The organism is Pseudomonas sp. UBA6276, assembly GCF_002438365.1.
Lineage (GTDB): Bacteria > Pseudomonadota > Gammaproteobacteria > Pseudomonadales > Pseudomonadaceae > Aquipseudomonas > Aquipseudomonas coleopterorum.
Window position 1 is genome coordinate 38,948 of the sequence record NZ_DJUS01000133.1, and the last position, 26,127, is coordinate 65,074.

The 26,127-nt window shown below is 64.2% G+C and carries 23 protein-coding genes and 1 pseudogene; 22 read left to right on the forward strand and 2 right to left on the reverse strand.

The features are described from left to right. The first annotated feature begins 106 nt into the window (after positions 1 to 106). From B2V21_RS15990 to B2V21_RS16000, 3 genes and pseudogenes are all read left to right on the forward strand, one after another. Positions 107 to 1,480, forward strand: coding sequence for a CHASE2 domain-containing protein (locus tag B2V21_RS15990; RefSeq protein WP_286917359.1), 1,374 nt, complete (start codon positions 107 to 109; stop codon positions 1,478 to 1,480). Further along, entirely contained in the window at positions 1,477 to 1,836 is a 360-nt protein-coding gene (locus tag B2V21_RS15995; RefSeq protein WP_056844530.1) for a hypothetical protein, read from the forward strand. Before B2V21_RS15990 ends, B2V21_RS15995 begins: the two co-directional genes overlap by 4 nt. Positions 1,837 to 1,844: 8 nt before the next feature. Next, positions 1,845 to 3,431 (forward strand): annotated as a pseudogene (locus B2V21_RS16000) (M48 family metalloprotease). Positions 3,432 to 3,443: 12 nt separating this feature from the next. Here the strand turns inward: B2V21_RS16000 and B2V21_RS16005 are convergent. Further along, positions 3,444 to 4,070, reverse strand: a complete 627-nt coding sequence (locus tag B2V21_RS16005) for a glutathione S-transferase family protein (protein ID WP_090355244.1) — start codon at positions 4,068 to 4,070, stop codon at positions 3,444 to 3,446. 310 nt (positions 4,071 to 4,380) lie between these two features. Between B2V21_RS16005 and B2V21_RS16010 the strand changes: the two genes are divergently transcribed. Continuing rightward, a complete protein-coding gene (locus B2V21_RS16010; RefSeq protein WP_286917360.1) occupies positions 4,381 to 5,025 on the forward strand; it encodes a TetR/AcrR family transcriptional regulator in 645 nt (214 codons plus the stop codon). Between the two features lie 141 nt (positions 5,026 to 5,166). Here the strand turns inward: B2V21_RS16010 and B2V21_RS16015 are convergent, their stop codons facing one another. After that, on the reverse strand, positions 5,167 to 7,902 hold the full coding sequence (locus B2V21_RS16015; protein ID WP_286917361.1) for a beta-glucosidase: 2,736 nt from the start codon (positions 7,900 to 7,902) through the stop codon (positions 5,167 to 5,169). Positions 7,903 to 8,370: 468 nt separating this feature from the next. Between B2V21_RS16015 and B2V21_RS16020 the strand changes: the two genes are divergently transcribed. From B2V21_RS16020 to B2V21_RS16105, 18 genes are all read left to right on the forward strand, one after another. Further along, entirely contained in the window at positions 8,371 to 8,616 is a 246-nt protein-coding gene (locus B2V21_RS16020) for a hypothetical protein (RefSeq protein WP_152965756.1), read from the forward strand. Positions 8,617 to 8,694: 78 nt separating this feature from the next. Beyond that, positions 8,695 to 10,419 carry a type II secretion system ATPase GspE gene (gspE, locus tag B2V21_RS16025; RefSeq protein ID WP_282348351.1) on the forward strand — a complete coding sequence of 575 codons (1,725 nt, stop codon included), beginning with the start codon at positions 8,695 to 8,697 and terminating at the stop codon, positions 10,417 to 10,419. A 2-nt stretch (positions 10,420 to 10,421) separates the two neighbouring features. Continuing rightward, positions 10,422 to 11,624: a type II secretion system inner membrane protein GspF gene (gene gspF, locus B2V21_RS16030; RefSeq protein WP_286917362.1), complete on the forward strand. Its 1,203-nt coding sequence runs from the start codon at positions 10,422 to 10,424 to the stop codon at positions 11,622 to 11,624. Between the two features lie 10 nt (positions 11,625 to 11,634). Further along, positions 11,635 to 12,060 (forward strand): type II secretion system major pseudopilin GspG, encoded by a 426-nt coding sequence (gspG, locus tag B2V21_RS16035; RefSeq protein ID WP_056844536.1) that lies wholly within the window; start codon positions 11,635 to 11,637, stop codon positions 12,058 to 12,060. A gap of 2 nt (positions 12,061 to 12,062) precedes the next feature. Next, positions 12,063 to 12,500: a GspH/FimT family pseudopilin gene (locus tag B2V21_RS16040; RefSeq protein WP_192068347.1), complete on the forward strand. Its 438-nt coding sequence runs from the start codon at positions 12,063 to 12,065 to the stop codon at positions 12,498 to 12,500. Continuing rightward, complete coding sequence (locus B2V21_RS16045; protein WP_286917363.1) at positions 12,497 to 12,865, forward strand: prepilin-type N-terminal cleavage/methylation domain-containing protein; 369 nt, start codon at positions 12,497 to 12,499, stop codon at positions 12,863 to 12,865. Before B2V21_RS16040 ends, B2V21_RS16045 begins: the two co-directional genes overlap by 4 nt. Continuing rightward, positions 12,862 to 13,485, forward strand: coding sequence for a prepilin-type N-terminal cleavage/methylation domain-containing protein (locus tag B2V21_RS16050; RefSeq protein ID WP_049861601.1), 624 nt, complete (start codon positions 12,862 to 12,864; stop codon positions 13,483 to 13,485). Before B2V21_RS16045 ends, B2V21_RS16050 begins: the two co-directional genes overlap by 4 nt. Before the next feature lie 14 nt (positions 13,486 to 13,499). After that, positions 13,500 to 14,222: a type II secretion system protein GspK gene (locus B2V21_RS16055; RefSeq protein WP_192000818.1), complete on the forward strand. Its 723-nt coding sequence runs from the start codon at positions 13,500 to 13,502 to the stop codon at positions 14,220 to 14,222. Then, positions 14,219 to 15,250 (forward strand): type II secretion system protein GspL, encoded by a 1,032-nt coding sequence (locus tag B2V21_RS16060; RefSeq protein ID WP_286917364.1) that lies wholly within the window; start codon positions 14,219 to 14,221, stop codon positions 15,248 to 15,250. Before B2V21_RS16055 ends, B2V21_RS16060 begins: the two co-directional genes overlap by 4 nt. After that, the gene (gene gspM, locus B2V21_RS16065; RefSeq protein ID WP_122743858.1) at positions 15,240 to 15,860 is read left to right on the forward strand and encodes a type II secretion system protein GspM; all 621 of its coding nucleotides are present in this window, start codon (positions 15,240 to 15,242) and stop codon (positions 15,858 to 15,860) included. Before B2V21_RS16060 ends, gspM begins: the two co-directional genes overlap by 11 nt. Then, positions 15,857 to 16,372, forward strand: a complete 516-nt coding sequence (locus B2V21_RS16070; protein WP_122743857.1) for a DNA utilization family protein — start codon at positions 15,857 to 15,859, stop codon at positions 16,370 to 16,372. Before gspM ends, B2V21_RS16070 begins: the two co-directional genes overlap by 4 nt. Beyond that, positions 16,369 to 18,645, forward strand: a complete 2,277-nt coding sequence (gene gspD, locus B2V21_RS16075) for a type II secretion system secretin GspD (RefSeq protein WP_286917365.1) — start codon at positions 16,369 to 16,371, stop codon at positions 18,643 to 18,645. The genes B2V21_RS16070 and gspD overlap by 4 nt, the downstream gene beginning before the upstream one ends. 225 nt (positions 18,646 to 18,870) lie before the next feature. Further along, complete coding sequence (locus B2V21_RS16080) at positions 18,871 to 19,923, forward strand: ABC transporter substrate-binding protein (RefSeq protein WP_282348339.1); 1,053 nt, start codon at positions 18,871 to 18,873, stop codon at positions 19,921 to 19,923. A 284-nt stretch (positions 19,924 to 20,207) separates the two neighbouring features. Continuing rightward, a complete protein-coding gene (locus B2V21_RS16085; protein ID WP_286917366.1) occupies positions 20,208 to 21,128 on the forward strand; it encodes an ABC transporter permease in 921 nt (306 codons plus the stop codon). Further along, positions 21,128 to 21,925 carry an ABC transporter permease gene (locus B2V21_RS16090; protein ID WP_049861594.1) on the forward strand — a complete coding sequence of 266 codons (798 nt, stop codon included), beginning with the start codon at positions 21,128 to 21,130 and terminating at the stop codon, positions 21,923 to 21,925. The genes B2V21_RS16085 and B2V21_RS16090 overlap by 1 nt, the downstream gene beginning before the upstream one ends. 267 nt (positions 21,926 to 22,192) lie before the next feature. Continuing rightward, positions 22,193 to 23,653, forward strand: coding sequence for an NAD-dependent succinate-semialdehyde dehydrogenase (locus B2V21_RS16095; protein ID WP_286917367.1), 1,461 nt, complete (start codon positions 22,193 to 22,195; stop codon positions 23,651 to 23,653). Between the two features lie 164 nt (positions 23,654 to 23,817). Next, on the forward strand, positions 23,818 to 24,906 hold the full coding sequence (locus B2V21_RS16100) for an ABC transporter ATP-binding protein (protein ID WP_056844544.1): 1,089 nt from the start codon (positions 23,818 to 23,820) through the stop codon (positions 24,904 to 24,906). A 279-nt stretch (positions 24,907 to 25,185) separates the two neighbouring features. Then, positions 25,186 to 26,127 (forward strand): aspartate aminotransferase family protein (locus tag B2V21_RS16105; protein WP_286917368.1); only part of this gene is annotated, 942 nt, incomplete at its 3' end.

A 26,127-nucleotide genomic window follows, 5' to 3' on the forward strand; every position in this document is an offset into this window, starting at 1 on the left:
AATAACCATATTCAACCGTTCGCAACCCCGCCTGCCATCGCCTTGACATCATCTGTCCACTTCCTTTACAAAGCCGACACACAGGGAATCGCTGATCAGGCCACGGATGAAGGCTAATTATTTTCGCTTCTGGCTGGGGCAAGTGCTGCTCGGCCTGGTCATAGGCTGCATTGCACTGCTCGATCCTTTCGGGCTGTCCAGTGCCAGCGATGCTGCGTCTTCGCAGTGGATCAATCGCATCACCGCCAGCAGTTACCCGGACACCGGTCAACAGCAGGTGGTCGTGGTGCTGATCGACGACGCCTACCTCATGCACAACGCTACCTTCTGGCCCCTGCCCTATGCGCAGCAAAGCCAGTTGTTCAAACGCCTGCTCGCCTACAAGCCACGGGCGGTGTTCGTGGACTTGATGTACAGCCACGACCATGCACCCAAGGACGCCGACAACGGCAGCCAGCTGCTGGTGAATGTCTTCGAGCGCTATCGGGAACAAGGCATCGCAGTGCTGCTGGCCAATACCGGCGACCGGCGCGGCGTCGACGGCCAGGCCAATGCCCTGGACTCGCTGGACCGGATGACCCGTCGCGCCCTAGTGAAGTGGAGCGATGTCGGCGACAGGTACCCGCTGGCCGTCGAGACTTCCCAAGGACTGCTCGAAACGCCAGCGCTGGGCCTGTACCGCGAGTTCTGCCGCGACCGTGACTGTGCCGGGCTGCCGGTGGATGCCGCCGAGGCCGCGCAACGCCCACCCATGGCGCTGCGCTGGGGAACGACGCTGTCGCCCCTGCAAGCACGGTCTACCTCGGTGGCGGAGTGTTCGATTGACGACACTGCCTGGTACATCCAGCTGTGGCAGGCAATCTTCTGGAAGTTCGGCGACAGCGCCCCAGCCAGCTGCGCCTACACCCTTACGCTCAAGGCCAGTGCCCTGGAAGCCAATTCGCCGGAGGATCGCGCGCTGTTGCGGCAGATGCTCGGCGACAAGCTGGTGCTGGTGGGTGCCGAGATCACGTCGGCCGGTGACCTGGCCCAAACGCCGGTGCACGGCCTGCTGCCGGGGGTGTACCTGCACGCCATGGCGCTGGACAACCTGGTGACCTACCACGACACGTATCAACGCGATCCGCAGCCTTATGCCTGGCTGTCGATCAGTTGGCTGGACCTGGTGCAACTGGGTTTTGTCATTGTCATCGTCGGCTTGCGCGCCTGGTACCGACGGCGCCGTCATCGCCGGGCCCGAAGCTGGCGCGCACCGCTGTTCTGGTGGGCCGTCGTCCAGGTGGCGCTGGCTGCGATGTGCTGGGGGCTGTGGAGGAACAACATCAGTCCGGCCAACGTGCTGGCCATCGCCGTGCTGTCCCTTTCCATCATTGCAGAGCCGATCAGCCAGTTTGTCAGGCGGCAATGGCGGTCGCTTCTGCGCGGCTTCGCTCGACGCAGGCGCGTCCGTATTTCACTTCTCAAAGGAACTCAAGGATGACCAGAACCACTTTTCTGCTATTGGCTGCGCTGTGCAGCCCTGGCGTGTTTGCCGCCACCGTGGAGGCTTTCGAAGCGGATCCGCTGACGCTGCTCGATGCGCACGGCAAATCCCAGGGTACGCTGGCCCTCAAGGACGCGCCCAAGCCGCCGCTACCGGTGCTGGAAAGCAATCCGAACCTGGAGCTGGTGCAGGTCGAACTCGGCGGACGCAAGGTCTGGCTGGACACCATGGACCTGCGCTTGAGTGAGGGCAAGATCGTCACCACGCCATGCGAGCGCCTGTCCAACAGCCAGAAAGCCGACACCCGCAATGCCTCGACCATAGGCTTCGGTTCAGGCTGCAACAAGCCATGATCCGGCCAATGAAACACCCGCGCGGTCATGGCATCGGCCTGGCATTCGGCGCCATGGCCTGCCTGCTGCTTGCCGGCTGCGGCACGCTCAAGGGTGCCGATGCGGCCTTCATGAATCTAGTCGGGCCTTCGACCCAGTCCCAGGTCCAGGGTCGCTACTTGGATACCGCCGATGTGCGCCAGTACTACAAGCTCGACCCGCAGCGGGTCACGGCGCAACGCTTGAGCTACGACGGCATGGCCATCCCCGCTGGCGAGATTCGTCAGCACAACGTGGTGCTGATTCCGCCCTTGCAGGCGTATCTGCAAGGCATCGTCACCCGCCTGGGCAAGGGGTGGCCCGGCGAGCTGCCGGCCTTGCAGGTCAAGGTGATCGACAGCTACGGCTTCGGTCCTTCGGCCGATCCGTTCGGCAATCTGTTCGTGCCGCTGGGCATGCTCGACAACGTCCAGAGCGAAGATGAAATCGCCGCGATGCTGGGCCATGAAATGAGCCATGTACTGCTGCACCACCACGACCGACGCGCGGCCTTCCAACAGCAGAACGCCATGCTGACCAACGTGGCGACCTCGATCGTGCTCGCGGCCAAGGTCGCCGATACCCGGGTCGATCATCGCTCGGACACGTTGAAGTTCGTCAGCAAGGACCCCCAGCGCACCCAGAAGACCGTCAGCAATACGGTGCTGTACACCGCCTTGATGAACAGTTTTTCGGAGAACATCTGGAGCACCGCCTGGGGCCGCACCCAGGAAGATCAGGCGGATCTGCTGGGCGCGGACCTGATGATCAAGGCGGGCTACGCGCCGCGGGCGGCCAGCCACAGCCTGCAACGCCTGAGCGATTTCCAAGGCAAGCAGCAATCCTTGCTCGGCAGCTTTGCCACGGCGCGCAAGGACGCCCTGCAGGAGTCGGTGAAAAATCTGCAGGTCGATCGTCTGGTCAAGGAGGTTGGGGTCACCCTCAATCAGGGTCTGACCACCGGCATTAGCGCCGCAGGTCAATACTTTCAGCGCTCGCATATGTAGCCGCTGGATCGCGATACAGAACTGCGTCAGTACCTGCAACGGCAGTACGACGGGCAGCGCCGCGCACGGGTGAATGCGGATGGCTGGCAGCAGCTGCGCGCCTCCACTGCGGTGGCGCCGTCGTTGCAGGCGTACAAGGATGCCTACGCCGCCACGGTGGCCCTGGAACAGCGACAGGTGCGGGAAGCTCGCCTGTTCAGCGAACGTGCGTTGGCCTCGCCGGTGCGCGACCAGCCAGGTATTCGCCGTGCGCAGTTCAGTGTGGAGATGGCCGAGGGCAAGCGCCGGGAAGCGTTGCAGGCATTGCAGGCGATCAAGGACTGGTCATTGGCCAGCCCCGAATTGTATGACCTGATGATTGCTCATCATCTGCTCAACAAAGATCCGCATGCGGCACTGGCGATGATCGCTCAGGCCGAACGCACACTGGGTTCCGAGGAGCTGTTCATCACCGAGAAGCTGGCGGCGAGCCAACAGCTCAAGGACGATGCGCAGGTCAAGGAACTGGCCCGCAAGTGCACCCAGTACCCGACGCGCAAGGACGGCTGCAAGAAGCTGCTGCCGGCCTGACGCGGGCCGCGGTCATTTGGCGAACTTGTACTCGCCGCCCTGCTCGATCGCTTTCTGATAAGCCGGACGCGCCTGCAGGCGTTCGACCCAGGCCGACAGGTGCGGATAGGCATCCAGCTTGCCCTGGGCCTTGGCCAGTTCGCCGACGAAGCTCATCTGCACGTCGGCGCCGGTCAGCTCTTCGCCCACTAGGTAAGGGGTCAGGCTGAGGGCGGTATTCAGATAGCCCAGGTAGTTCTCCAGCTCCGATTCGATACGTGGATGCAGCGGCGCGCCAGCGTCGCCCAGACGGCCCACGTACAGATTGAGCATCAGCGGCAGCATCGCCGAGCCTTCGGCGAAGTGCAGCCACTGCACGTATTCGTCGTAGGTGGCGCTGGCCGGATCAGGTTGCAGCGCGCCATGGCCGTGACGACGGATCAAATAATCGACGATGGCGCCGGACTCGATGATGGTGTGCGGACCGTCCTGGATCATCGGCGATTTGCCCAATGGATGGACGGCCTTGAGCTCGGCGGGCGCGAGATTGGTTTTCGCATCGCGCTCGTAGCGCTTGATCTCGTAGGGCACGCCCAGCTCTTCCAGCAGCCAGATGATGCGTTGCGAGCGGGAGTTGTTCAGGTGGTGAACGGTGATCATGGGTCGAACCTGTTTTGTTGAAGAGGTAAGCAGGTGACCCTGTGCATCGGCCAGAGTGCCAATCAAGTAGGTGCCAATCGAGTGAGTGACAACCCGGTTCGACGGCGCGGCGGCGGGATTCTCTGAACTTAATGTCGCTCGTCGCTGACACATCTGAACGTGGCTTGCACCGGCGCACCATTGCAGGGCGCAGGTCATCTGCATTAGGTTTGCTCGAAACCGGGTTTGCTCGAACTGACCCTCACCCCCCGCAGGATGCTCCATGTCAGGAGGCACCTGACACAGGAAATACCCCACACAGGATGTGCCCATGACAGACATGACCGACAGTACCCCCGATACCGCCCCCCGCACTCGTCGCGCGCCCAAAGGCGAGAAGCGCCGCGAGGAATTGCTCGATGCGGCGTTGCAGCTGTTTTCCCTGGAAGGCTACAGTGGTGCGTCGATCGCCCGGATCGCCGACCGGGTGGGGATCTCGGTGGCCGGCGTGCTGCACCACTTTCCCAACAAGGTTGCATTGCTGATGGGCGTGCTGGCACGCCGGGATGAGGTCAATCAGAAGATCAGCGACGCCTTGCAGAGCGAGCTGACGCTGAGCAGTTTTCTGGGAGGTCTGCAGCAGATCAACCGTTCCAACGCGACCGCGCCGGGTGTGATCCGCGCCTTCAGCATGCTCAATGCCGAGAGCCTGGTGGACAGTCACCCGGGCTGGGAGTGGTTCCAATCACGCTATGCGGCCATTCACAGACGCATGCGCACACGTCTCGATCATCTGGTGGCCATTGGCGAAGTGCGTGGGGATGTGGACCTGGATGCGCTGATTCACCAGTTGCTGGCGATGATGGATGGCTTGCAGTTGCAGTGGCTGCGGTTTCCGGAGACTGTCGATCTGGTGGAGCGGTTCGACAGTTATATAGCTCAGGTAGAACGTGATATCCGAGCCCCCTCGGCCTGACCCTGTAGCAGCGGCGCGAGCCGCGTCCCGGTGTGTTGCGGTGCGACAGGCAGGTTGCATCAAGCGCTGACGCGGCTTGCGCCGCTGCTACAGGGGTGTTGCGATCCTCTGTGGCAGCGGTGCAAGCCGCGTCGGCTTCACTTAGTAAGCGGCGTTTTCGTACTCGCTGTTTCCGCTCGATTCGTTCTCGCTCTCGGTTTGCTCGAACACACCGCCGGTGTTGTCGTGCGACTGGGATACCTTGGTCGACTTCAACGCCGAACGTGGCAGTGGGTTGCTGGTGGTGGTCGACAGTTCCTGACGGAACGGATTGACCAAGCGGCCCTTCAGACGAATGTCATCGGACGCTGCACCCAGGCTGATATCGAAGGTGTCGGCATCGACGACCCACTGCTTGCTCTTCTCGTCGAAGTACGCCAGCGAGCGATCGTTGAGCTCGATGGTGACACGACGGGTTTCACCCGGCCGCAGGAAGACCTTCTTGTAGCCCTTGAGCTCCTTGACGGCGCGCTCCACCTTCGGATGCTGCTGGCCGACGTACAGCTCGGCCACTTCGGCACCGGCGCGTTGGCCGCTGTTGGTCAGGTCGAAGGAAACCTTGATCGGCGTGTTGCCTACCGCCACACCCGGGGTCACCGAGATGTTGTTGTAGTTGAACTGGGTGTACGACAGGCCATGGCCGAAGGCGAACAGCGGCTTGGTGCGGGTCTTGTCGTAACCACGGTAACCGAGCATGGTCAGGTCGTTCTTGTAGCTCAGGTCCTTGAGCGTGCGGGTGTTGTCGAAGTTCGGGAAATCCGCGTACAGCGGGTTGTCTTCGATGTTGCGCTCGATGCTGATCGGCAGTTTGCCCGATGGGTTGACCTTGCCGAACAGGATCTCGGCCAGGGCCTGGCCGCCGTTCTGGCCTGGGTAGAAGGCATGCAGCGCGGCCGGGACCTGGTCGATCCAGTCGCTCATCTTCAGTGCGGTACCGCCGTGCATCGCCACCAGCGTGCGCGGGTTGACCTTGGCGATGTTCTGGATCAGCTCGTTCTGATACTCGGGCAGGTCGAAGCTGTGGTCGAACCCTTCGCCTTCGTATTCGCTGCTGTTGCCGACAGCAACCACCACGGCATCGTACTGGGACAGGTCTTGCGGCGCGGCCAACGAGGCCCAGGCCATCTGCACGCCCACCAGGCCGCCCATGGTCGAGAGGTAGCCATCGCGGCGCGAGTACTCGAGCTTCACGTCGTAGGTCTTGCCGGCTTCCAGGGTGATCTTGCCGGACTCGGGAATGGTCGGCGGAATGCTCTTGTTGGTGATGTTTTCACCGTCGCCGTTGTCGATGATCTTCTTGCCGTCAACCCACACGCGCACCGCACCGTCGGCGCGGACCTTGAACACTTGCTCGCCGCTGATGGTCGGGGTGACCTGGCCACTCCAGCGGATCGAGGTGTTGGCCGTATCACCATTGCTAGGGATATCGTCGGTGGACCAGTCCATGTCGACGTGGCTGTCGATACGGGTGGCCGAGGGATCGCCGGACCAGTTGGCGTTGGTGAAGAACTCGGTCTTCATGCCTTTGACCGTATTGCCCTTGCTGTCGGTGGTGGTCCATTGGGACGCCGCCGGATCCAGCGACAGGCTGTCGAGGAACTCGACCTTGGCGTTCGGCGCCATCTGCTGCAGGCCGCTGAGCTCGCTGATGTAGTGCGTGGCGTCGACGTGGGCGCTGCCGAAACCGGTAGGCGGCGCGTACTTGGCCAGGTTGCCGACTACGGCGATGCGCTTGACCTTCGCCTTGTCCAGCGGCAATACGTCGTTCTGGTTCTTGAGCAGCACGATGCCTTCGCGGGCGATGTTCAGTGCGACCTTGTTGCTGGCGGCGCTGTTCATGTCGTGGGTGGTCTGCGGGTCGATCTTGTCGAACTTGTACAGGTAGATGTTCTTGAGGATGCGGCGGACCTTGTCGTCGATGGTCGCCATGTCCAGCTCGCCGCTGTCCAGGTACGGCTTGAGCACCGTGCTGTTCATCTGGCCGCCCATCATGTCGAGGTCGGTACCGGCCTGGGCCGCTGGCAGGCCATGCACCACGGCGTTGTAGTCGCTCTGCACCAGCCCCTTGTAGCGCCATTCCTTCTTCAGGATATCGGCGATCAGGTGCTTGCTTTCACAGGCGTACTCGCCGTTCACCTTCTGGAACGAGCACATCATCATGGCCACGGTGCTGTTCTTCACCGAGGACTCGAACGCCGGCAGCGTCAGCTCGCGCAGCACGCGCTCGGGCATCGCCTGGTCGAGGATGAAACGGTTGGTCTCCTGGTCGTTGCCTGCGTAGTGCTTGGCTTCGGCCCACACGCCACGCTGCTGGATACCGTTGACCACCGCCGGAGCCAGGCTCGCGCCCAGGAACGGGTCTTCACCGGAGAGGTATTCGAAGGCACGACCACTCCACGGCATGCGATAGAGGTTCATGCCCGGGCCGGTGACGAACTGGTAGCCGCCGGTGGCGGTGTCGTAGCCCAGGGCGCGACCGAAGTCGATGGCGCGCTGCGGGTTGAAGGTCGCTGCCAGGTTCGGTCCCGAAGGGTAGACCACGCCCGGATCGTTGCCTTCGCTGGTGTAGCGAATGCCTGCACCGCCGTCGGCACCGTGGATCTGCGGCACGCCGTACTGGGTCAGTGGCTTGACGTCCCAACCGCCGATACCGCCGATGTAGGCCAGTTTTTCTTCCTGGGTCATCTTGGCCAGGGTTCGTTCGGCGGCCTTGTCGGCGCGCAGCTCATTGGCGGCGAGTTGTTTCGGACTGATGGTCGTCGATGCATTGGCATGGCCGACGGCCAGGCTCAGCAGGGCCAGGGCCGAATGAGCACCCAAGGTTTTCCGATTTAGCATGTGAAGACGATCTCCAAGTATCAGGTACCCCCGCGCTCATTTGTCGCAGTCGATGTGCTGCACGCCTTTATTTCAGGCGATAGTGGGCCTATACCGCAACTTCATAGGAAGCACGGAAGATCACCGCTAGTGGCACTTCGACTTACGATAGTTCTGAGGCGATATTTCCCTGGATAACTAAGGTGAATGGCAAGTTGCCAGTAATTATCACGAGACGTGCCCGCGCCTTTAAATTAAGACAATTGTTTACAAACGAAGTCAAACGAAAAGGTGAACTTCGGCGGTTTTAGTATTTTCTCGGTATTTTTTTGTTACACATGGGGAACCATCGCTAAACCTTCCGGTCTGTAGGTTTAGCATTTTTGTCGATCGACCCTCAAAAACGCTCGTACAGCGGCCATTTTGAGCGAAACTCGGCAAACGATCGCGAGCTTCATTCCGCTGAGGCGGACGGGCTCGATACAAACCTTGGAGATGCTTGAAATGAAATTGCCACTACTGGGCACTATTGCCGCGTTCACTCTTGTTGCTGCCGGCACCACTTTCGCAGCCGAATCCAGCACTGAACAAAACGCTCAAGGCGTCAGCGACTCCACGGTCATGACACAGGAAAAGAACGTCAAAGTGGAGCAGAAACAACAGAAGCAGCAAAAGCAGTCCGATGAAAACCAGCGTGGCCGCCCCACCGAGCAGAGCAAGCCTGCGGCAAACTAACGCAGCGCGCTTAGTTACTGTAGTCATTACACCTCAGGGGCCTCGAAAGTGGCCCCTGATCATTTGAAGTACACCACCGTGTCTTTATCCGTCGCCCCCATCGATAGCCATTACTTGCCGACACAGGGTGTCGAGCAGGTGTGTGCCTGGCTGTTGGACAATGGCCACCTCAAGGCCAGCGACCTGGAGCGGGCACGGTGGTTGGCGCAGGAATCGGAAGGCAGCACGCTGGTGGAATTGCTGACCCGCCTGGGGCTGGTGTCCGAACTGGACCTGGCCAAGGCGTGGGCCGCGACCTTGCAGGCGCCTTTGCTGCTGGCCGACGCCGTGCAGCTTTGCGAAGAGCCCTTGCCCACCGTCAACGAGCGGTTTCTGCGTCATTACCGCCTGGTGCCGCTGGGCATCCATGGCGACGGCATTCATGTACTGGCCGCCAACCCGGGCGACGACTATGCCTTGCAGGCATTGCGCTACGCCTGTGAAAAACCGGTGTATGTGTCGGTGGGAGCCGCCAGTGAGGTCGACGCCCTGATCGAGAAGCTCTATGGCCAGGGGCGGTCGGCCATGGGTTCGTTGATAGAAACCCTCGACGAGCACAGCGGTGCCGAAGACGATATCGAGCACCTGCGCGACCTGGCGTCGGAAGCGCCGGTGATCCGCCTGGTCAACCTGATCCTGCAACGCGCAGTGGAGCAGCGGGCCTCGGACATTCACATCGAGCCTTTCGAGAGCCAGCTCAAGGTGCGCTATCGCATCGACGGCGTGCTGCACGAGGCCGAGGCCCCGCCATCGACGTCGTCAGCGGCGATCATCTCGCGCCTCAAGATCATGGCGCGCCTGGATATCGCCGAACGCCGCCTGCCTCAGGACGGCCGCATCATGCTGCGCATCCAGGGCAAGGAGCTGGACCTGAGGGTCAGCACCGTGCCCACCAGCTTCGGCGAATCGGTGGTGATGCGCCTGCTCGATCGCCAGACCGTGAGCTTCGACTTTCCCAGCCTGGGCATGGATGGCGAACGGCTGAGCACGTTCCTGGACGTGCTGGAGAATCCCCACGGCATTCTGCTGGTGACCGGCCCCACCGGTTCGGGCAAGACCACCACCTTGTACACCGCACTGTCGCGGCTCAACACCGCCGAGCGCAAGATCATCACTGTCGAAGACCCGGTGGAGTACCAGCTCGAAGGCATCAACCAGATTCAGGTCAAACCCAGCATCGGTCTGGATTTCGCAGGGGCCCTGCGCTCCATCGTGCGCCAGGACCCGGACGTCATCATGATCGGTGAGATGCGCGACCTGGAAACCTGCCGCATCGCCATCCAGTCCTCGCTCACAGGCCACCTGGTGCTGTCGACGCTGCACACCAACAGCGCCGCGGCCAGCATCACCCGCCTGCTGGACATGGGCGTGGAAAGCTACCTGATCGCGTCCACCGTCAAGGGCATTCTGGCCCAGCGCCTGGTGCGCCGGCTCGACCCGCTGACCCGTGTGCCTTTCGAGGCACCGCCCGAATTGATCGCCGAGCATGGGCTGGAGCGCTTCACTGCGCAGCGCCCGATCATGCTCTACCGACCTGCCAGCGAACTGCCCGGCGGCGGTTACCACGGCCGTAGCGCCATCACCGAGTTGCTGGTCATGAACGAAGAGCTGCGCTCGCTGCTCATGCGTCAGGCCGATGCCGCCACCCTCGAACAGGCCGCGCGCCGCGGTGGCCTGCGTACCTTGTATGAAGAAGGTTTGCGCCAGGCGGTGGCCGGTATCACCTCACTCGAAGAGGTGCTGCGCGTCACGCGCGGCGACTGATCATGGCCTATTTCAAGTACCGGGCAGTGGACGCCGACGGCACCAGCCGTCAAGGCAGTCTCGAAGCCAGCGATCGCGATGCCGCCGCACGGGTACTGCAACAGCGTGGGCTGTTGCTGCTGAGTCTGGACAGCGATGTCCAGGCCAGCCTTGGCGGTACGCGCCAGCGCGGTGCCATGAATGCCGCCGCGCTGGTCGGTTTTACCCAGCAACTGGCAACGCTGCTCGGGGCGGGGCAACCGCTGGAGCGTTCGTTGGGCATCCTGTTGAAACAGGCTGGCGAACCTCGGCGCCGGGCCCTGCTGGAGCGCGTGCGCGAGCAGGTCAAGGCCGGCAAGCCGTTGAGCCAGGCGCTGGAAGAGGAACACGGGCAGTTCTCCAGCCTTTACCTGAGCATGGTGCGCGCCGGGGAAGCAGGCGGCTCGCTGGAGCACACCCTGCACCAGTTGGCCGACTACCTAGAGCGCAGCCAGAAAGTGCGTGGCGAAGTGATCAACGCGCTGATCTATCCGATTTTCCTGGTGGTCGGCGTGCTCGGCTCGCTGGCCTTGCTGCTGGCCTATGTGGTGCCGCAGTTCGTGCCCATCTTCCGCGATCTGGGCGTGCCCATCCCCTTGATCACTCAGGCGATCCTTGGTCTGGGTGAATTTCTGAGCGGCTATGGGCTGCTCCTGCTCGCCGCCCTGGTGGCGCTGGTCTGGGGTGTTGCCGTGGCGCGACGCAATCCGCAGCGGCGCCAGCGACACGACCGTCGCGTGCTGTCGGTCAAGGTGCTGGGCCCGTTGCTGCAACGTATCGAAGTCGCGCGGCTGGCGCGAACCCTGGGCACCTTGCTGAACAACGGCGTGGCCTTGCTGCAAGCCATGACCATCGTGCGCCAGGTGTGCGGCAACCATGCCCTGCGCGAACAGGTGGAACAGGCCACGCAATGGGTCAAGGGCGGCGGCACTTTGGCGCAGGCCTTCGGTGAGCAGCCGCTGCTGCCGGAGCTGGCCTTGCAGATGATCGAGGTGGGCGAACAGTCCGGCAACCTCGACACCATGCTGCTCAAGGTGGCCGACGTATTCGACGTCGAGGCCAAGCGTGGCATCGATCGCTTGCTGGCCGCCCTGGTGCCCAGCCTGACCGTGGTGATGGCGGTGATGGTGGCGGTGATCATGCTCGCCATCATGCTGCCGCTGATGAGTCTTACCAGTAACATTTGAGGAAACTGCGATGTCCCGATTCAACTCTGCCCGCGGCACCCGCCAGGGCGGTTTCACCCTGTTGGAAATGCTCGCGGTGATCGTCCTGCTGGGCATCGTCGCCACCATCGTGGTGCGCCAGGTCGGCGGCAATGTCGACAAGGGCAAGTACGGCGCCGGCAAGGCCCAGCTCGCCAGTCTGGGAATGAAAATCGAGAGCTACGGCCTGGACGTCGGCTCGCCGCCGGCGAATCTGCAGCAGTTGGTGAGCAAGCCGGCCAACGCCGTCGGCTGGGCAGGCCCCTATGCCAAGCCGTCGGACCTCAAGGATCCGTTCGGCCACGCCTTCGCCTACCGCTACCCCGGCGAGCATGGCAGCTTCGACCTGATTTTCCTCGGCCAGGACGGCCAGCCCGGCGGTGACGGCTACAAGGCCGACATCGGCAACTGGCAGTAAGCATGAACCGCCCGCGCAGCCACCGTGGCTTCACCCTGTTCGAACTGCTGGTGGTGATCGTGCTGATCGGCATCGCCATCGGCCTGGTCGGCTTCGGCGTCGGCCGTGGCCTGCACGCGGCCAGCGAGCGGCGCGCGCTGAGTGAACTGGTGCAGTCGCTGCGGGCCGCCAGGGTGCAGGCCATCGTCACCGGCCAGCCAGCGCGGACCCGTTTCGACCTGAACGCCGGGCGCTTCCAGGGGCCGCGCGAGCCGGTCCGGCAATTGCCCGGTGACATGCACGTGCAGTTGCAGACGGCCGACGGGCTCGGGCCGGCCTTCGAGTTCTACCCCGATGGCGGCGCCAGCGGTGGGCATCTGCTGCTGGCACGCGATGACAAACGCTGGCGCGTGGACATCAATTGGCTGACCGGCAACGTTCAGTTGCGCAGCCTCAATTGATCGGCCAGCGCGGTTTCACTCTGCTGGAAATGCTCGCGGCGCTGCTGATACTGGCGCTGTGCAGCACTGTGCTGGTGATGGCTTTCGGCAACAGCGCCCGCGCCCTGCAGCAGGCCCAGCGCAGCGATGAGCTGAGCCTGGCGGCGCGCTCGATTCTGGACGAAGCCAGCGCGGGCCAATTGCAGGCAGGCAGCACCGAAGGGCGCTGGAGTGGCCTGCATTGGCGGCTGGCGATCAGCACCCTGCCCGCCGGTGAGGCGCCGGTAGACGTCTGGCGCCTGGATCTACGGGTCGGTCAGGGTGCCCGCCAGGCTGAATACAGCACGCTGCAGGTGCGCAGCCGCGCCAGTGGCGCCAATCGATGAAAGCGCGCAGCCATGGTTTCACCCTGCTCGAAGTGCTGGTGGTATTGAGCCTGCTGGGCGTGCTGCTGAGCCTGATCGCAGGCGCCATCCTGGGCGCCAACCGCGCCATGGCCAAGGCCGAGCGCTACAGCATGGCCCTGGACGAAGTACGCGCCAGCCAGAACTTTCTGCGCGCGGCGCTGGGGCAGGCCCTGCCGCTGGCAGCGGGTGCCGGGCAGAGCGCGCTGGAAGGGCAGCCTGCCGAGGCGATTTTCGAGGGCGACGGACAGCACGTGCGTTTCTATGCACCGCTGTCGCCCAGCCTGGGAGGCGGCGTGTATCGCCACAGTCTGGAGCTGGTGGGCCAGCGCTTGCAGCTCACGCTGGCACGGTTGCAAGGGCAGGCCTTGCAACCTCACGGCGAGCCACAGGTGTTGCTGCATCGGGTGCAGGCGCTGCAGTTGAGCTATCGCGGCCTGACGCCGCAAGGCCAGCCCACCGGCTGGCTGGATCACTGGCCATGGCCCAGCCGCTTGCCGCGCGGGGTACGCATCGACGTCCGGCTGGCGGGGCCGGTGCCCTGGCCGCTGCAAAGCGTGAACCTGCGTCTGGACCTGTCCGGCGAGGCCGGTGCGCTGTGACGGCGCGAAGTGGGATGCGTCGTCAGCGCGGCGTGGCATTGCTGCTGGTGCTGTGGGTGCTGGCATTGCTCAGCGCTCTGCTGGCCGGCCTGGTGGGATGGGTGCACCTGCAGAACCGCCAGGCGCTGTGGCAACGCCAGCATACCCAGGCGTTGCTGGCCGCCGAAGCGGGTGTGGGCATGGCGGTGGTGGCGCAACTGCAGCGCGATCCGCAACGGCACTGGCTGGCCGATGGGCAAGCCCACGCCTTGAGCTTCAACGGTGCGCAACTGGCGGTCAGCCTGCGCAGCGAGCAAGGCAAGCTGGACCTCAACGCCGGTTCCGCCGAACAGATCGCGCGGCTGTTGCAGGCCGCCGGCGCCAGCGCCGAGCAGGCGCGCCAGCTGGCCCGAGCGCTGGAACAGCGCCGGGGCGATGGCCACGCACCGTTGCGCATGCTCGAAGAGCTGCGCGCGATACCGGGCATGGACCAGTCGCTGTACCGGCGCGCTGCGCCTTACCTGACCCTGTGGAGCGGCCTGCCGAGCCCCGAACCACGCTTGGCGGCGCCATGGCTGCGCCGCGCACTGGACCTGCCACAGGGCGGGCCGGTGGGCGAAGACGCCGGGCCGATCGTCACGATCCGCAGCCAGGCGACGCTGCCGGGTGGTTACACCACGACGCTGCGCGTCACCCTGTTACTCAACCCATCGAAGGAGGGGGCACGACCTTACCGGGTCCTGCGCTGGCAAGAATGAAGCAACGACTCACACAACGCCTGGCGCCGCTGCAGGCATGCTTGCACAGCCAGTGGCGCGCCTCGCCGGGCCCTGGGCTGTGGCGGGCATGGCTGCACGAATTGCGCCAGTCGCTGCCCGCCCGCTGGCGCGATCGGTTGCTGCCGCAGGTGAGCGAGCGCTCGATTCGCTGGCCCTTGTCAGAGCCTCTCGACAGCGCTCCGGGCGAGCGCCTGGTGCTGCTGCTGCCCGCCGACACGGTGATGGCCCAGACCCTGCAATTGCCCTTGGCAGCCATTCGCGACCTGCACAGCGTGGTGGGTTTCGAACTGGACAAGTACACGCCCTTCCCCCGCGAGCGCATGCACTACGTGGCGCGTCTGCAAAGCCGGGGCAAGACCCAGGCGCAGGTGTTGCTGGTGGCCATCGTGCAGGAGCGTCTGACGCAGATGCTGGATCAGTGTCGCGACCGTGGCCTGACGTTCGTGGCCGTGGACGGCCTGGACCGTGCCGGCCAGCCTCTGGGCGTCGACCTGTTGCCGGCGGATCGCCGCCCCCCTCGCTCCGGACATTACCGCCTGACCCGCTACCTGGCGCTGGGGTGCGTTGCCTTGACCCTGGCCTGCATGCTGCTGTGGCTGGACGCCCGCAGCGACCGCCTGGCCAGCATGCAGGACAGCGTGGCCGCCCAGCGCGAGCAGGTGCAGCAAGTGCAGGCGTTGCGTCAGGAGCTGGCCAATACCCAGGGCGCTGCGCGCTATCTGGCGCAGCAGAAAGCCGCAAAGCCGACCCTGACCAGCGTGCTCGTGGACCTGACCGGTTGCCTGGGTGCCGACACCTGGATCGAGCAGTTGGAAATCGCCGAAGACGGCACACTGTCCATCAGCGGGCAGAGCGCCAAGGCCAGCACCTTGATCACCCGGGTCAAGGCCTGCCAGACCCTGGTCGATGCGCGATTCCAGGGCATCATCCAACCCGACGAAAAAACCGCCAAAGAGCGTTTTTCGCTGCGCGCCCAAATGCGCAAGGAGCCTGCCGATGCGCCGTGAATTCACGCCACGCGAACGCCGCGGCGCCGCCTGGATAGCCCTCGCCGCGGTGCTGTGGCTGGCCTGGTACCTGTTGGTGCAGAGCTGGTTCCTGGACCCCTTGGCCGCAATCGAAGAACAGGCCGATACCTTGCGCCAGCAGCAACAACGCTACGCCGGCGTACTTGCCCAGCGCGATGACCTGCAACAGCGCCTGCAGGCCGCGCGGCGCGATCCGTCCAGCCGCAGCAGCCTGCTGCCGGGCACCGACCCCAGCGCCGTGGCCGCCGACCTGATGCAACGCAGCCTCGACCTGGTCAAGGCTCATGCCGACCAAGGCCCGGGCTGCCAGGTGACCCAGCGCATGCCCATCACCCCGGAGCAGGACACGGCCGAGCCGTACCGCCAAGTCAAGGTCAGCCTCACCCTGGAGTGTGCGCTGGAACCCCTGACCCGACTATTGCGGGATCTGGAATACGGCCAGCCCTTCCTGTTCGTCGACAACCTGAGCGTTCGCCGCACCAGCACGGCGCCCTCGGTCGGCGGCGCGGGGCGTCTGCGCGTGCACCTGCTGCTGCGCGGCTATCTGCAACCGGCGCCGGTAACCCTGGCCAAGGAGCCTGCGACATGAAGCTGGGTAGCGCAGGCCTGACCCTGCTGGTGACTGCGGCGGTGCTGATCGGCGTGGCCAGCAGCCTGTTGCTGGGCGCCGGCCGGACCGTCGACTGGCTGCCCGCCAGCCATCCCCATGAACAACCGCCCGCCGCCAAGCCCGTCAGCCTGGCGGCGCTGCCTGAAAACGCCTTGGCCCTGACCTGGCAGCAATCGATGTTCAGCCCCGACCGCAAGCCCGATGCGGCCACCGGCAAGAGCCAGGCCACCTCCCTGGCCGGCATCCGCCTGAGCGGCGTGATCATCGACGGTCAGGCCCAGTGGGCGCTGCTGCGCCTGGCCAACCAGCGCACGCTCAAGCTGGCCGTGGGCAGCACGCTGGACAACGGCTGGACGCTGACCAGCGTCACGCCGCAAACCGCCACCTTCCTGCATCAGGGCCAGAGCCAACAGCTGAGCCTTCCCGTGCTACGCCTTCCGCCGCCATCGAAGGCCCCCGCCATCACCCTTCCAAACGTAACCACACCATGAACGATCGCTACCCTGAGCTCTTCCGTCTGCGCAGCCCCTTGCTGTGCCTGGCCACCGCCGTCGCCCTTGCGGGCTGCGCCTCCACCCCCGAGCCTTTCGAAAACGACCCGGCGCTGATGCAGGAAGCATTGAATGGCACCGGTTCGCAACGCACGGCGATGGTCGATCCGCCTGCAGCCACCGCAAGCCCGACGACGCCAGCGGCCGCTACTGCCGCGCGCCGTCAGATCACACGGGGCAATCAGACGTTCGTCCGCGGCCCTGCGCCGGCGGCCAATACGCCCAAGGGGGCCGCGCAAACCAGTGGCGACATCGTGTTCAACTTCACCGACCAGCCCATCGAGGCGGTGATCAACAGCGTGATGGGCGACCTGCTGCACGAGAACTACAGCATCGCCCAGGGTGTGAAGGGCAACGTCAGCTTTTCCACCTCACAACCGGTGAACAAGCAGCAGGCGCTGTCGATTCTGGAGACTCTGCTGTCCTGGACCGACAACGCCATGATTCGCCAGGGCGACCGCTACGTCATCCTGCCGTCGAACCAGGCCGTGGCCGGCAAGCTGGTCCCGCAAATGCCCGTGTCCAAGCCGTCCAGCGGGCTGTCGGCGCGTCTGTTCCCGCTGCGCTATATCTCGGCCACCGAGATGCAGAAACTGCTCAAGCCGTTCGCCCGCGACAACGCCTTCCTGCTGGTAGACCCGGCGCGCAACGTGCTGAGCCTGGCGGGTACCCCGGATGAGCTGGCCAATTACCAGGACACCATCGACACCTTCGATGTGGATTGGCTCAAGGGCATGTCCATCGGCGTCTATGGCCTGCAACGTGCCACCGTGGGCGAGCTGATGCCCGAACTGCAGAAGATGTTCGGCCCCGACAGCGGTATGCCGCTGGCAGGCATGGTGCGTTTCCTGCCCATCGAACGGACCAATTCGGTGGTGGCGATTTCATCGCAGCCGCAATACCTGAGCGAAGTCGGCGACTGGATTCACACCATCGACGAAGGCGGCGGTAACGAGCCACAGATGTACGTGTACGACGTGCGCAACATGAAGGCTACGGACCTGGCCAAGTACCTGCGGCAGATCTACGGCAACGGCCAGATCAAGGACGACAGCGCCGCCAAAGTGGCGCCGGGGCTGCGCACGCGCTCGCTGTCGTCACTCAACGGCAACGGCGGCATGGGCGGCACTGCGTCCACCGGCATGGGCGGCATGGGTCAGGGCCAGGGCATGGGCAACGGCAACCTGCAGAGCCAGGTGCAGGACGGCGAGGAGGACAGCGGCGAAGAAGGCCTGGACGAAACCACCGACGAGGGTGGTCTGGAAGGCGGCACCGCCGGGGCCGAATCGGGCACGGCCAAGAGCCTGGATGAAGGCACTCGCATCACGGCGCAAAAAAGCAGCAACCAGTTGCTGATCCGCACCCGTCCGGCGCAGTGGGCCGAGATCGAAGCTGCGATCAAGCGCCTGGACAACGCGCCGATGCAGGTGCAGATCGAGACGCGCATCCTGGAAGTCAGCCTCAGCGGCGAGCTGGACCTTGGCGTGCAGTGGTACCTGGGCCGGTTGGCGGGTAACTCCGGCAGCACCACTGTGGCCAACACCGCAGGCAGCCAGGGCGCGCTGGGCGGCGGCGGTGCCGGGCTGGGCGCCGCCGATTCGCTGTTCTACTCGTTCGTCAGCAGCAACCTGCAGTTTGCCTTGCATGCCCTGGAAACCAGCGGCCGTACCCAGGTGCTGTCGGCGCCTTCGCTGGTGGTGATGAACAATCAGCAAGCGCAGATCCAGGTCGGCGACAACATCCCGATCAGCCAGACCACGGTCAATACCAACACCTCGGACACCACCTTGAGCAGTGTGGAATACATCCAGACCGGGGTGATTCTCGACGTGGTGCCGCGGATCAATCCCGGTGGCCTGGTGTACATGGACATCCAGCAGCAGGTCAGCGATGCCGACAACAACGGCAGTGCGGACAGCAATGGCAACCCGCGGATTTCCACGCGCTCGGTGTCCACCCAGGTCGCGGTGCAGAGCGGGCAGACGGTGCTGCTCGGCGGGCTGATCAAGCAGGACAACAGCGATACCGTCTCGGCCGTGCCCTATCTGGGCCGGGTGCCTGGTTTGCGCTGGCTGTTCGGCAACACCAGCAAGAGCAAGAACCGCACGGAGCTGATCGTGCTGATCACGCCCAGGGTCGTCACCAGCAACAGTCAGGCACGCCAGGTGACCGACGACTACCGCCAGCAATTGCAGCTGATCAAACCGCTGTAGCAACAAAACCAGCCGGGCGGCGGCCCGGCTGGCGGGCGTCCTGCCACCGCGCTGCAGAATGTGCTGCGCGGCCCCGCGTTTTTGCAATAAAACGCTTCCTCGACGCGAATTTGTGACCGTTTGCAGTACAGCGTTACCGGTAAATTGGATACCCAAGGTCCTGCAGAGCGACCGCATGACAACAGTCTCGCGCCTCCAACCTGCCAACTTTCGGGAGTCCTGTACATGACATCGATGACGCTGCGCGCATTCAAACTGACCGGCCTGGCTTTGCTGGTCGGCGCCTTCGGGCAGGCCTGGGCCGAGGACATCACCTTCGTATCGCAGGGCGGCGCCTACCAGGAAGCCCAGAGCAAGGCGATCCTGGAGCCGGCGGCCAAGAAGCTGGGCCTGACCCTCAAGCAGGACAGTTCGCCCAAGGCCTACCCGATCATCAAGACTCAGGTGGAAAGCGGCAAGGTCAGCTGGGACGTGGTCGACCTGCCCACCGGCGATTGCCTGCGCGGCGAAGCCGAAGGCCTGTTCGAAAAGCTCGACCCAGTGTTGATCCCCAATGCCGCGCAGCTTCCGGCGGAGCTCAAGGACGACTACACCGTGGGCTACATCAGCTATTCCACCGTGCTGGCCTACCGCACCGATGCCTTCAAGGGCGAAAACGTCCCCAAGACCTGGGCGGATTTCTGGGACACCAAGAAGTTTCCCGGACAACGCTCGCTGCGCAACCTGCCGCGCCCTACCCTCGAAATTGCCCTGATGGCTGACGGCGTGGCGCCCGACAAACTGTATCCGCTGGACGTGGAGCGCGCTTTCAAGAAACTCGAGGAAATCAAACCGCACATCGCCACCTGGTGGACCTCGGGCGGACAATCGGCGCAGCTGATCAGCGACGGTGAAGTGGACATGATCCAGGCCTGGAACGGCCGCATCACGGCCGTGCAGGCCGACGGTGCGCCGGTGGCGTTCGACTACAACCAGGGCGTGCTGGAAACCAACTCGCTGTGCGTGCTCAAGGGCACACCGCACAAGGCGGCGGCGATGAAGTTCGTCAACGAGGCCATCGATGCCAAGTTGCAGGCAGCGCTGCCGATGATCATCGACTACGGCCCGCTGAACCCGGAAGCCTTCAAGACCGGCACCATTCCCGCCGAGCGCGCGGCCAAGCTGCCGTCTTCGCCGCAGAACATCTCCCGTCAGGCACTGCTGTCGGCCAAGTGGTGGGCGTCCCAGGAAGGGGTGAAGGCTGAAGAGCGCTGGCTCTCCTTTGTGCAGAAGAAGTAGCGGTGCCAGGGCGGGCCTCTTCGCGGGCAGAGGGCTCGCCGCCCGCCCCGCTCCCACAGACAGTACGCGTGCTTTTGTGGGAGCGGGGCTCTGCCCGCGAAGGGGCCAACGCAGTTGCTGCTGTCGCCCGCCCTCAATACGAAACAAACCACTTGCGCGCAGGCCGTTTAAGCCTGCTTCGTTCTTTGGCTTGTCGGTACATTGAACCCTGAGGGTCGCCCTGACCGACCGACAACAAGCTGCTTGCGCTGGTCCACCGGCGCTCGGCCGTGAGGAATCGTTCCATGTCCAACGCCTATCTCGCCAAATCCCTGCCCGACGCCCACCGTGAGCCACCGGCAAGCAATGCCGATGCCCTGGCACGCGAAGAGCGTCGGGAGAACACCTCGATGTTGCTGCTGCTCGCCCCGGCGTTGTTCATGGTGGTGGTGCTGCTGATCCTGCCGATGTGCTGGCTGGCGTTCCAGTCGGTGCAGACCGAAGAAGGCTTCTCGCTGGCCAACTACGCGCGCATCTTCGAAGAACGCATCTACTGGGACACCTTCCACCTGACGTTCAAGATCAGCCTGATCGTGACCCTGTTGTCCATCGTCATGGGCTTTCCCATCGCCTACGCCGCCTCGCGCCTGCATGGCTTCTGGGCCAACCTGATTCTGATCTGCGTGATCCTGCCGTTCTGGACCAGCGTGCTGGTGCGCTCCTACGCCTGGCTGGTGTTGCTGCAACGGCGCGGCGTGGTCAATCAGACGTTGCTGGACCTAGGCATCATCGACCAGCCGTTGAACATGATGCACAACACCACCGGCACGGTGATCGGCACCTTGCACGTGATGCTGCCGTTCATGGTGCTGCCGCTGTATTCGGTGATGAAGAAAATCCCGCAAGACCTGATGCAGGCCTCCGAAAGCCTGGGGGCAAAACCCTTCTACACCTTTCGCCGGGTGTTCCTGCCGATGGCCGCGCCCGGTGTGATGGCCGGTTCCATCCTGGTCTTCGTGATCTGCCTGGGCTTCTTCATCACCCCTGAACTGCTTGGCGGCGGCCGCACCATCCTAGTGTCGATGCTGGTGCAGCGCAACGTCGAGCTCTATCACGCCTGGGGCGCCGCGAGTGCGGTGGGCCTGGTGCTGCTGTTCGTGGTGTTCCTGATCTTCTGGGGCATCAACCGCTTCATCCCCATCGAACGCATCTTGGGAGCACGCTGATGAATACGCTTGCCTACCTGCGCCAGCTCCGCCTGTCGCACGTGCTGTTCACCGTGCTGGTCGCGGCGATTCTGCTGTACCTGATCGTGCCGGTGCTGATCGTGGTGCCGATGTCGTTCTCCGAGGCGCGCTTTCTGCAGTTCCCGCCCAAGGAATGGTCGCTGCGCTGGTATGAAGCCTTCTTCCAGAGCGCCGAGTGGATGTCGGCAGCGCGGGTCAGCCTGATCACGGCGGTGGTGACCACGGCGGTCAGCCTGCCGATCGGCATGGCCGCGGCCTACGCCATCAACAACTCGAGCCTGAAGGTGATTCGCACCCTGCAGATCGTGTTGCTGCTGCCCATGATGGTGCCGATCATCCTGATCGCGGCGGGGGTGTTTTTCGTCTACGCGCGGGTGGGGCTGATCAGTTCGCTGACCGGCCTGGTGCTGGCGCACATCATGCTGGCCCTGCCCTACGTGATCATCGCCCTGCTGGCCGGGCTGCGCAATTTCGACATGTCCCAGGAAATGGTCGCGCGCAGCCTGGGCATGAACCGCTTCCGCGCGTTCATGGCAGTGACCCTGCCGCAGATCAAGCCCAGCGTGGTTTCGGCGACCCTGTTCGCGTTCATTACCTCGCTGGATGAAACGGTGGTGGCGCTGTTCATCTCCGGGGGCGACAACCAGACCCTGACCAAGCGCATGTTCACCGCGCTGCGCGACGAGATCGACCCGACGATCGCGGCGATCAGCTCGATCCTGATCCTGGCGTCGCTGATTCTGGTGGTGGTGGCTGGGCGGAACAAGCAGGGGTGATTTCAGGAGTGACTGTTCCGGCCTCTTCGCGGGCAGAGCCCGCTCCCACAGAAAATCTCCATTGCAGCAGCGGTTCATGTGGGAGCGGGGCGGGCGGCGAGCCCTCTGCCCGCGAAGAGGCCAGCACTGACACCCCCCAGCACAGCCTGCCGCCACCCCACCGCAATTCAGCATCCACGCCCCGCCGCGTGCCCCATCTCGGCATCGGCCACTGCGCGGACATTTCTACACTAGGTCCATCGTTCGGACTGCAAAGGCACCCTGATCATGTTGAAGCACTCACTGCGTGACCCTTCCTTGCTCGTCGAGCAGGCCTACGCCAACGGCCAGTGGATCAATGCCGATGACGGCGCCACCCTGACGGTGACCAACCCCGCCGATGGCAGCACCATCGCCCACGTTCCGGCCCTGCAGGGCGCCGAAACCCAACGCGCGATCGCGGCGGCCGAAGCCTGTTTCACCACCTGGCGCGAAGTGCCGGCGGCCGAGCGCGCCAAGCTCCTGGAAAAGTGGTACCAACTGATCATGGACAACCAGGAAGACCTGGCGCTGATCATGACTGCCGAACAAGGCAAGCCCCTGAGCGAGTCGCGCGGCGAAATCGCCTACGGCGCCAGTTTCGTCAAATGGTTCGCCGAGGAAGCCCGGCGCATCTACGGCGATACTATTCCTTCACCCACCGCCGACCGCCGCATTCTGGTGCTCAAGCAACCGATCGGCGTGGTCGCGGCGATCACCCCGTGGAATTTCCCCAATGCCATGATCACCCGCAAGTGCGCCCCAGCCTTGGCCGCCGGCTGCCCGGTGCTGGTCAAGCCTTCGGAAATGACCCCGCTGTCGGCCCTGGCCCTGGCGGTACTGGCCGAGCGCGCGGGCATTCCGGCCGGGGTGTTCAACGTGCTCACCGGCCTGCCGGCCGGCGTGGGCGGCGAAATGACCAGCAACCCGGCCGTGCGCAAGCTGTCGTTCACCGGCTCCACCCGCGTGGGCCAACTGTTGATGAGCCAGTGCGCCTCGACCATCAAGCGCCTGAGCCTGGAACTGGGCGGCAACGCGCCGTTCATCGTGTTCGACGACGCCGACCTGGACCTGGCCATCGCCGGAGTCATGCAGAGCAAGTTTCGTAACGCCGGGCAGACCTGCGTGTGCGCCAATCGCATCCTGGTGCAGGACGGCATCTATGCCCGTTTCGCCGAACGCCTGAAGGCGGCCGTGGCCGAGCTGAAAGTTGGCGATGGTCTGGCCGAAGGGGTGACCATCGGCCCATTGATCAATGCAGCGGCGGTGGACAAGGTGGCGCGCCACATCGGTGACGCAGTGGAAAAAGGCGCTACCGTGGCCATCGGCGGGTTGCCGCAAAACGATGGCTTGTACGTGCAGCCCACGGTGTTGCTGGACGCCAGCGCCGACATGCTGCTGGCCGGTGAGGAAACCTTCGGCCCGGTGGCGCCGCTGTTCCGCTTCCATACCGAAGAAGAAGCCCTGGCACTGGCCAACGCCACCCCCTACGGCCTGGGTGCCTACTACTTCACCCAGGACATGCGCCGCGCCTGGCGCGTGGGCGAGCGCCTGGAGTTCGGCATGGTGGGCTTGAACACCGGGATCATTTCCATGGAGGTGGCGCCGTTCGGCGGCATGAAGCAATCGGGCACCGGCCGCGAGGGTTCCAAGTACGGCCTGGATGAATTCCTCGAAGTGAAGGCCTGGCACATCGGCGGGTTGGGGTGAAGGCGGGGGGTCATGGCGGGCCTCATTCGCGGGCAGAGACCCGCTCCCACAGAGTTATGTACACGTCTTGTGGGAGCGGGGCGGGCGGCGAGCCCTCTGCCCGCGAAGAGGCCGGCACTGACACCCTCCCGAAACGACATTCTTGATCTCTTGGAGCACCACAGATGAATTTCACTGAAGGTTTCGAATCGGTCAGCGTCAACCAGGTCAGCAAGCACTACGGCAGCCTCAAGGCGCTGGACAACGTCAACCTCAAGGTCGAAGCCGGCGAGTTCATGTCGTTGCTCGGCCCGTCGGGCTCAGGCAAGACCACTTTGCTGAGCATCCTGGGCGGCTTCATCCGGGTCAGCTCCGGCAACATCCTGTTCGGCGAGCGCAACGTCACCCTGATGCCGCCGCACAAGCGCGAGATCGGCGTGGTGTTTCAGAACTACGCCCTGTTTCCGCACATGACCGTAGGCGAGAACGTGGCCTTCCCGTTGCGCGCCCGCGGCGAAAGCGCGAGCAAGAGCCGTGACCGGGTCAAGCAGGCGCTGGCCACGGTCGAGCTGGGCGGTTACGAAGAGCGTTCGATCGCAGCGCTTTCCGGCGGCCAGCGCCAGCGCGTGGCCCTGGCCCGGGCCATCGTCTTCGAGCCCAAACTGATTTTGATGGACGAGCCGCTGTCGGCCCTGGACAAGCAGCTGCGCGAAACCATGCAGATCGAATTGCGCGCCCTGCACAAGCGCCTGGGCGCGACCATGATCTACGTGACCCACGATCAGCGTGAAGCGCTGACCATGAGCGACCGCATCGCCATCATGCGCGGCGGGCAACTGGTCCAGGTCGACACCCCTCGCCGCCTGCACGATCACCCTTCGGACGACTTCGTCGCCAGCTTCATCGGTGAAAGCACCCTGGTGCCATTGCAACGCGGCGCGGACAACGGCTTGACCCTGGGTGCCACGCCGCTGCGCACCACCCGGCCCGTCCCGGCTTCGGGCGATGTGTTCCTGGCATTGCAGTCGGAAAAACTACTGCTGGACAGCGCCAGCGCTGGGCCTGAGTGGAACCGCTTGAGCGGGCGGGTCGCCGACATTGTCTTTCAGGGCGAAAGCCTGAAGGTTTTCGTCGACCTGGACGGCGGCCCAACGGTCAGCCTGCGCCAGCCCAGCCACCACGAAGGCAACCTGAGCCTGCCACCGATCGGCTCGCCGATGCTGATGCGCCTGCACCCCGAAGACACCATCGTAGTGCCCCGCGCCGGGGTTTGAGGGGATCAGTGCTGGCCCCTTCGGGCAGAGGGCTCGCCGCCCGCCCCGCTCCTACAAAGAGCTGCACAACTGTGGGAGCGGGTCTCTGCCCGCGAAGGGGCCAGCACTGACACCCCACCACCCAAACAACCCAAACAACCCAAACAACCGAATCTACCGCCCCACCCGCAAAAAACAGGCAAACACCCCACCACAACCCGCAACTTCGGTGCTTGTGATTTGCGCCACTCCTTATCCTGATCACATCACCCGCCACGCTCGGCGCTCACGGAGATCGAGATGAATTCTGCACTGACCGAAAATCAACGCCTGCTTGCCCTGCGCGAGCAACACGTTCCCCGTGGCATCGCCACCGCCCACCCGGTAGTCGCCGCGCGCGCCCAGGGCGCCGAGCTGTGGGACGTGGACAACAAGCGCTTTCTGGATTTCGTCGGCGGCATCGGCGTGCTCAACGTCGGCCACAATCACCCGGCCGTGGTCGAGGCGGTGCGGCAGCAGGTGGGCAAGGTGTCCCATGTCAGCTTCCAGGTGGCGGCCTACGAGACCTACATCGACGTGGCGGCGCGGCTCAATGCCCTGATCGGCGGGGATGAGCACTACAAAACGGTGCTGTTCACGTCCGGCGCCGAAGCGGTGGAAAACGCCATCAAGATCGCCCGCAGCCATACCAACCGGCCGGCGGTGATTTCGTTCCGCGGTGGCTTCCACGGTCGCACCCTTCTGGGCGTGACCCTGACCGGCATGAGCCAACCCTACAAACAGAACTTCGGCCCGTTCCCGGCGGAGATCTATCACGCCAGTTACCCCAATGCCTACCGCGGCATCAGCAGCGAGGACGCCCTGGCGCAGTTGCACGAACTGTTCGCCAGCGACGTGGCACCGGATCGCGTGGCGGCGATCCTGATCGAGCCGGTGCAGGGCGACGGCGGTTTTCTGGCCGCGCCGGTCGAATTCCTCCAGGCGCTGCGCGCGCTGTGCACGCAACATGGCATTGTCCTGATCGCCGATGAGATCCAGGCCGGTTTCGGTCGTACGGGGAAAATGTTCGGCTTCCAGCATGCCGGCATCCAGCCGGATCTGGTCACGGTGGCCAAGTCCCTGGCCGGTGGCATGCCGCTGTCGGGCGTGGTCGGTCGGGCCGAGATGATGGACGCACCGACCCCAGGCGGTTTGGGCGGTACCTATGGGGGTAACGCCGTGGCCTGCGCGGCGGCACTGGCG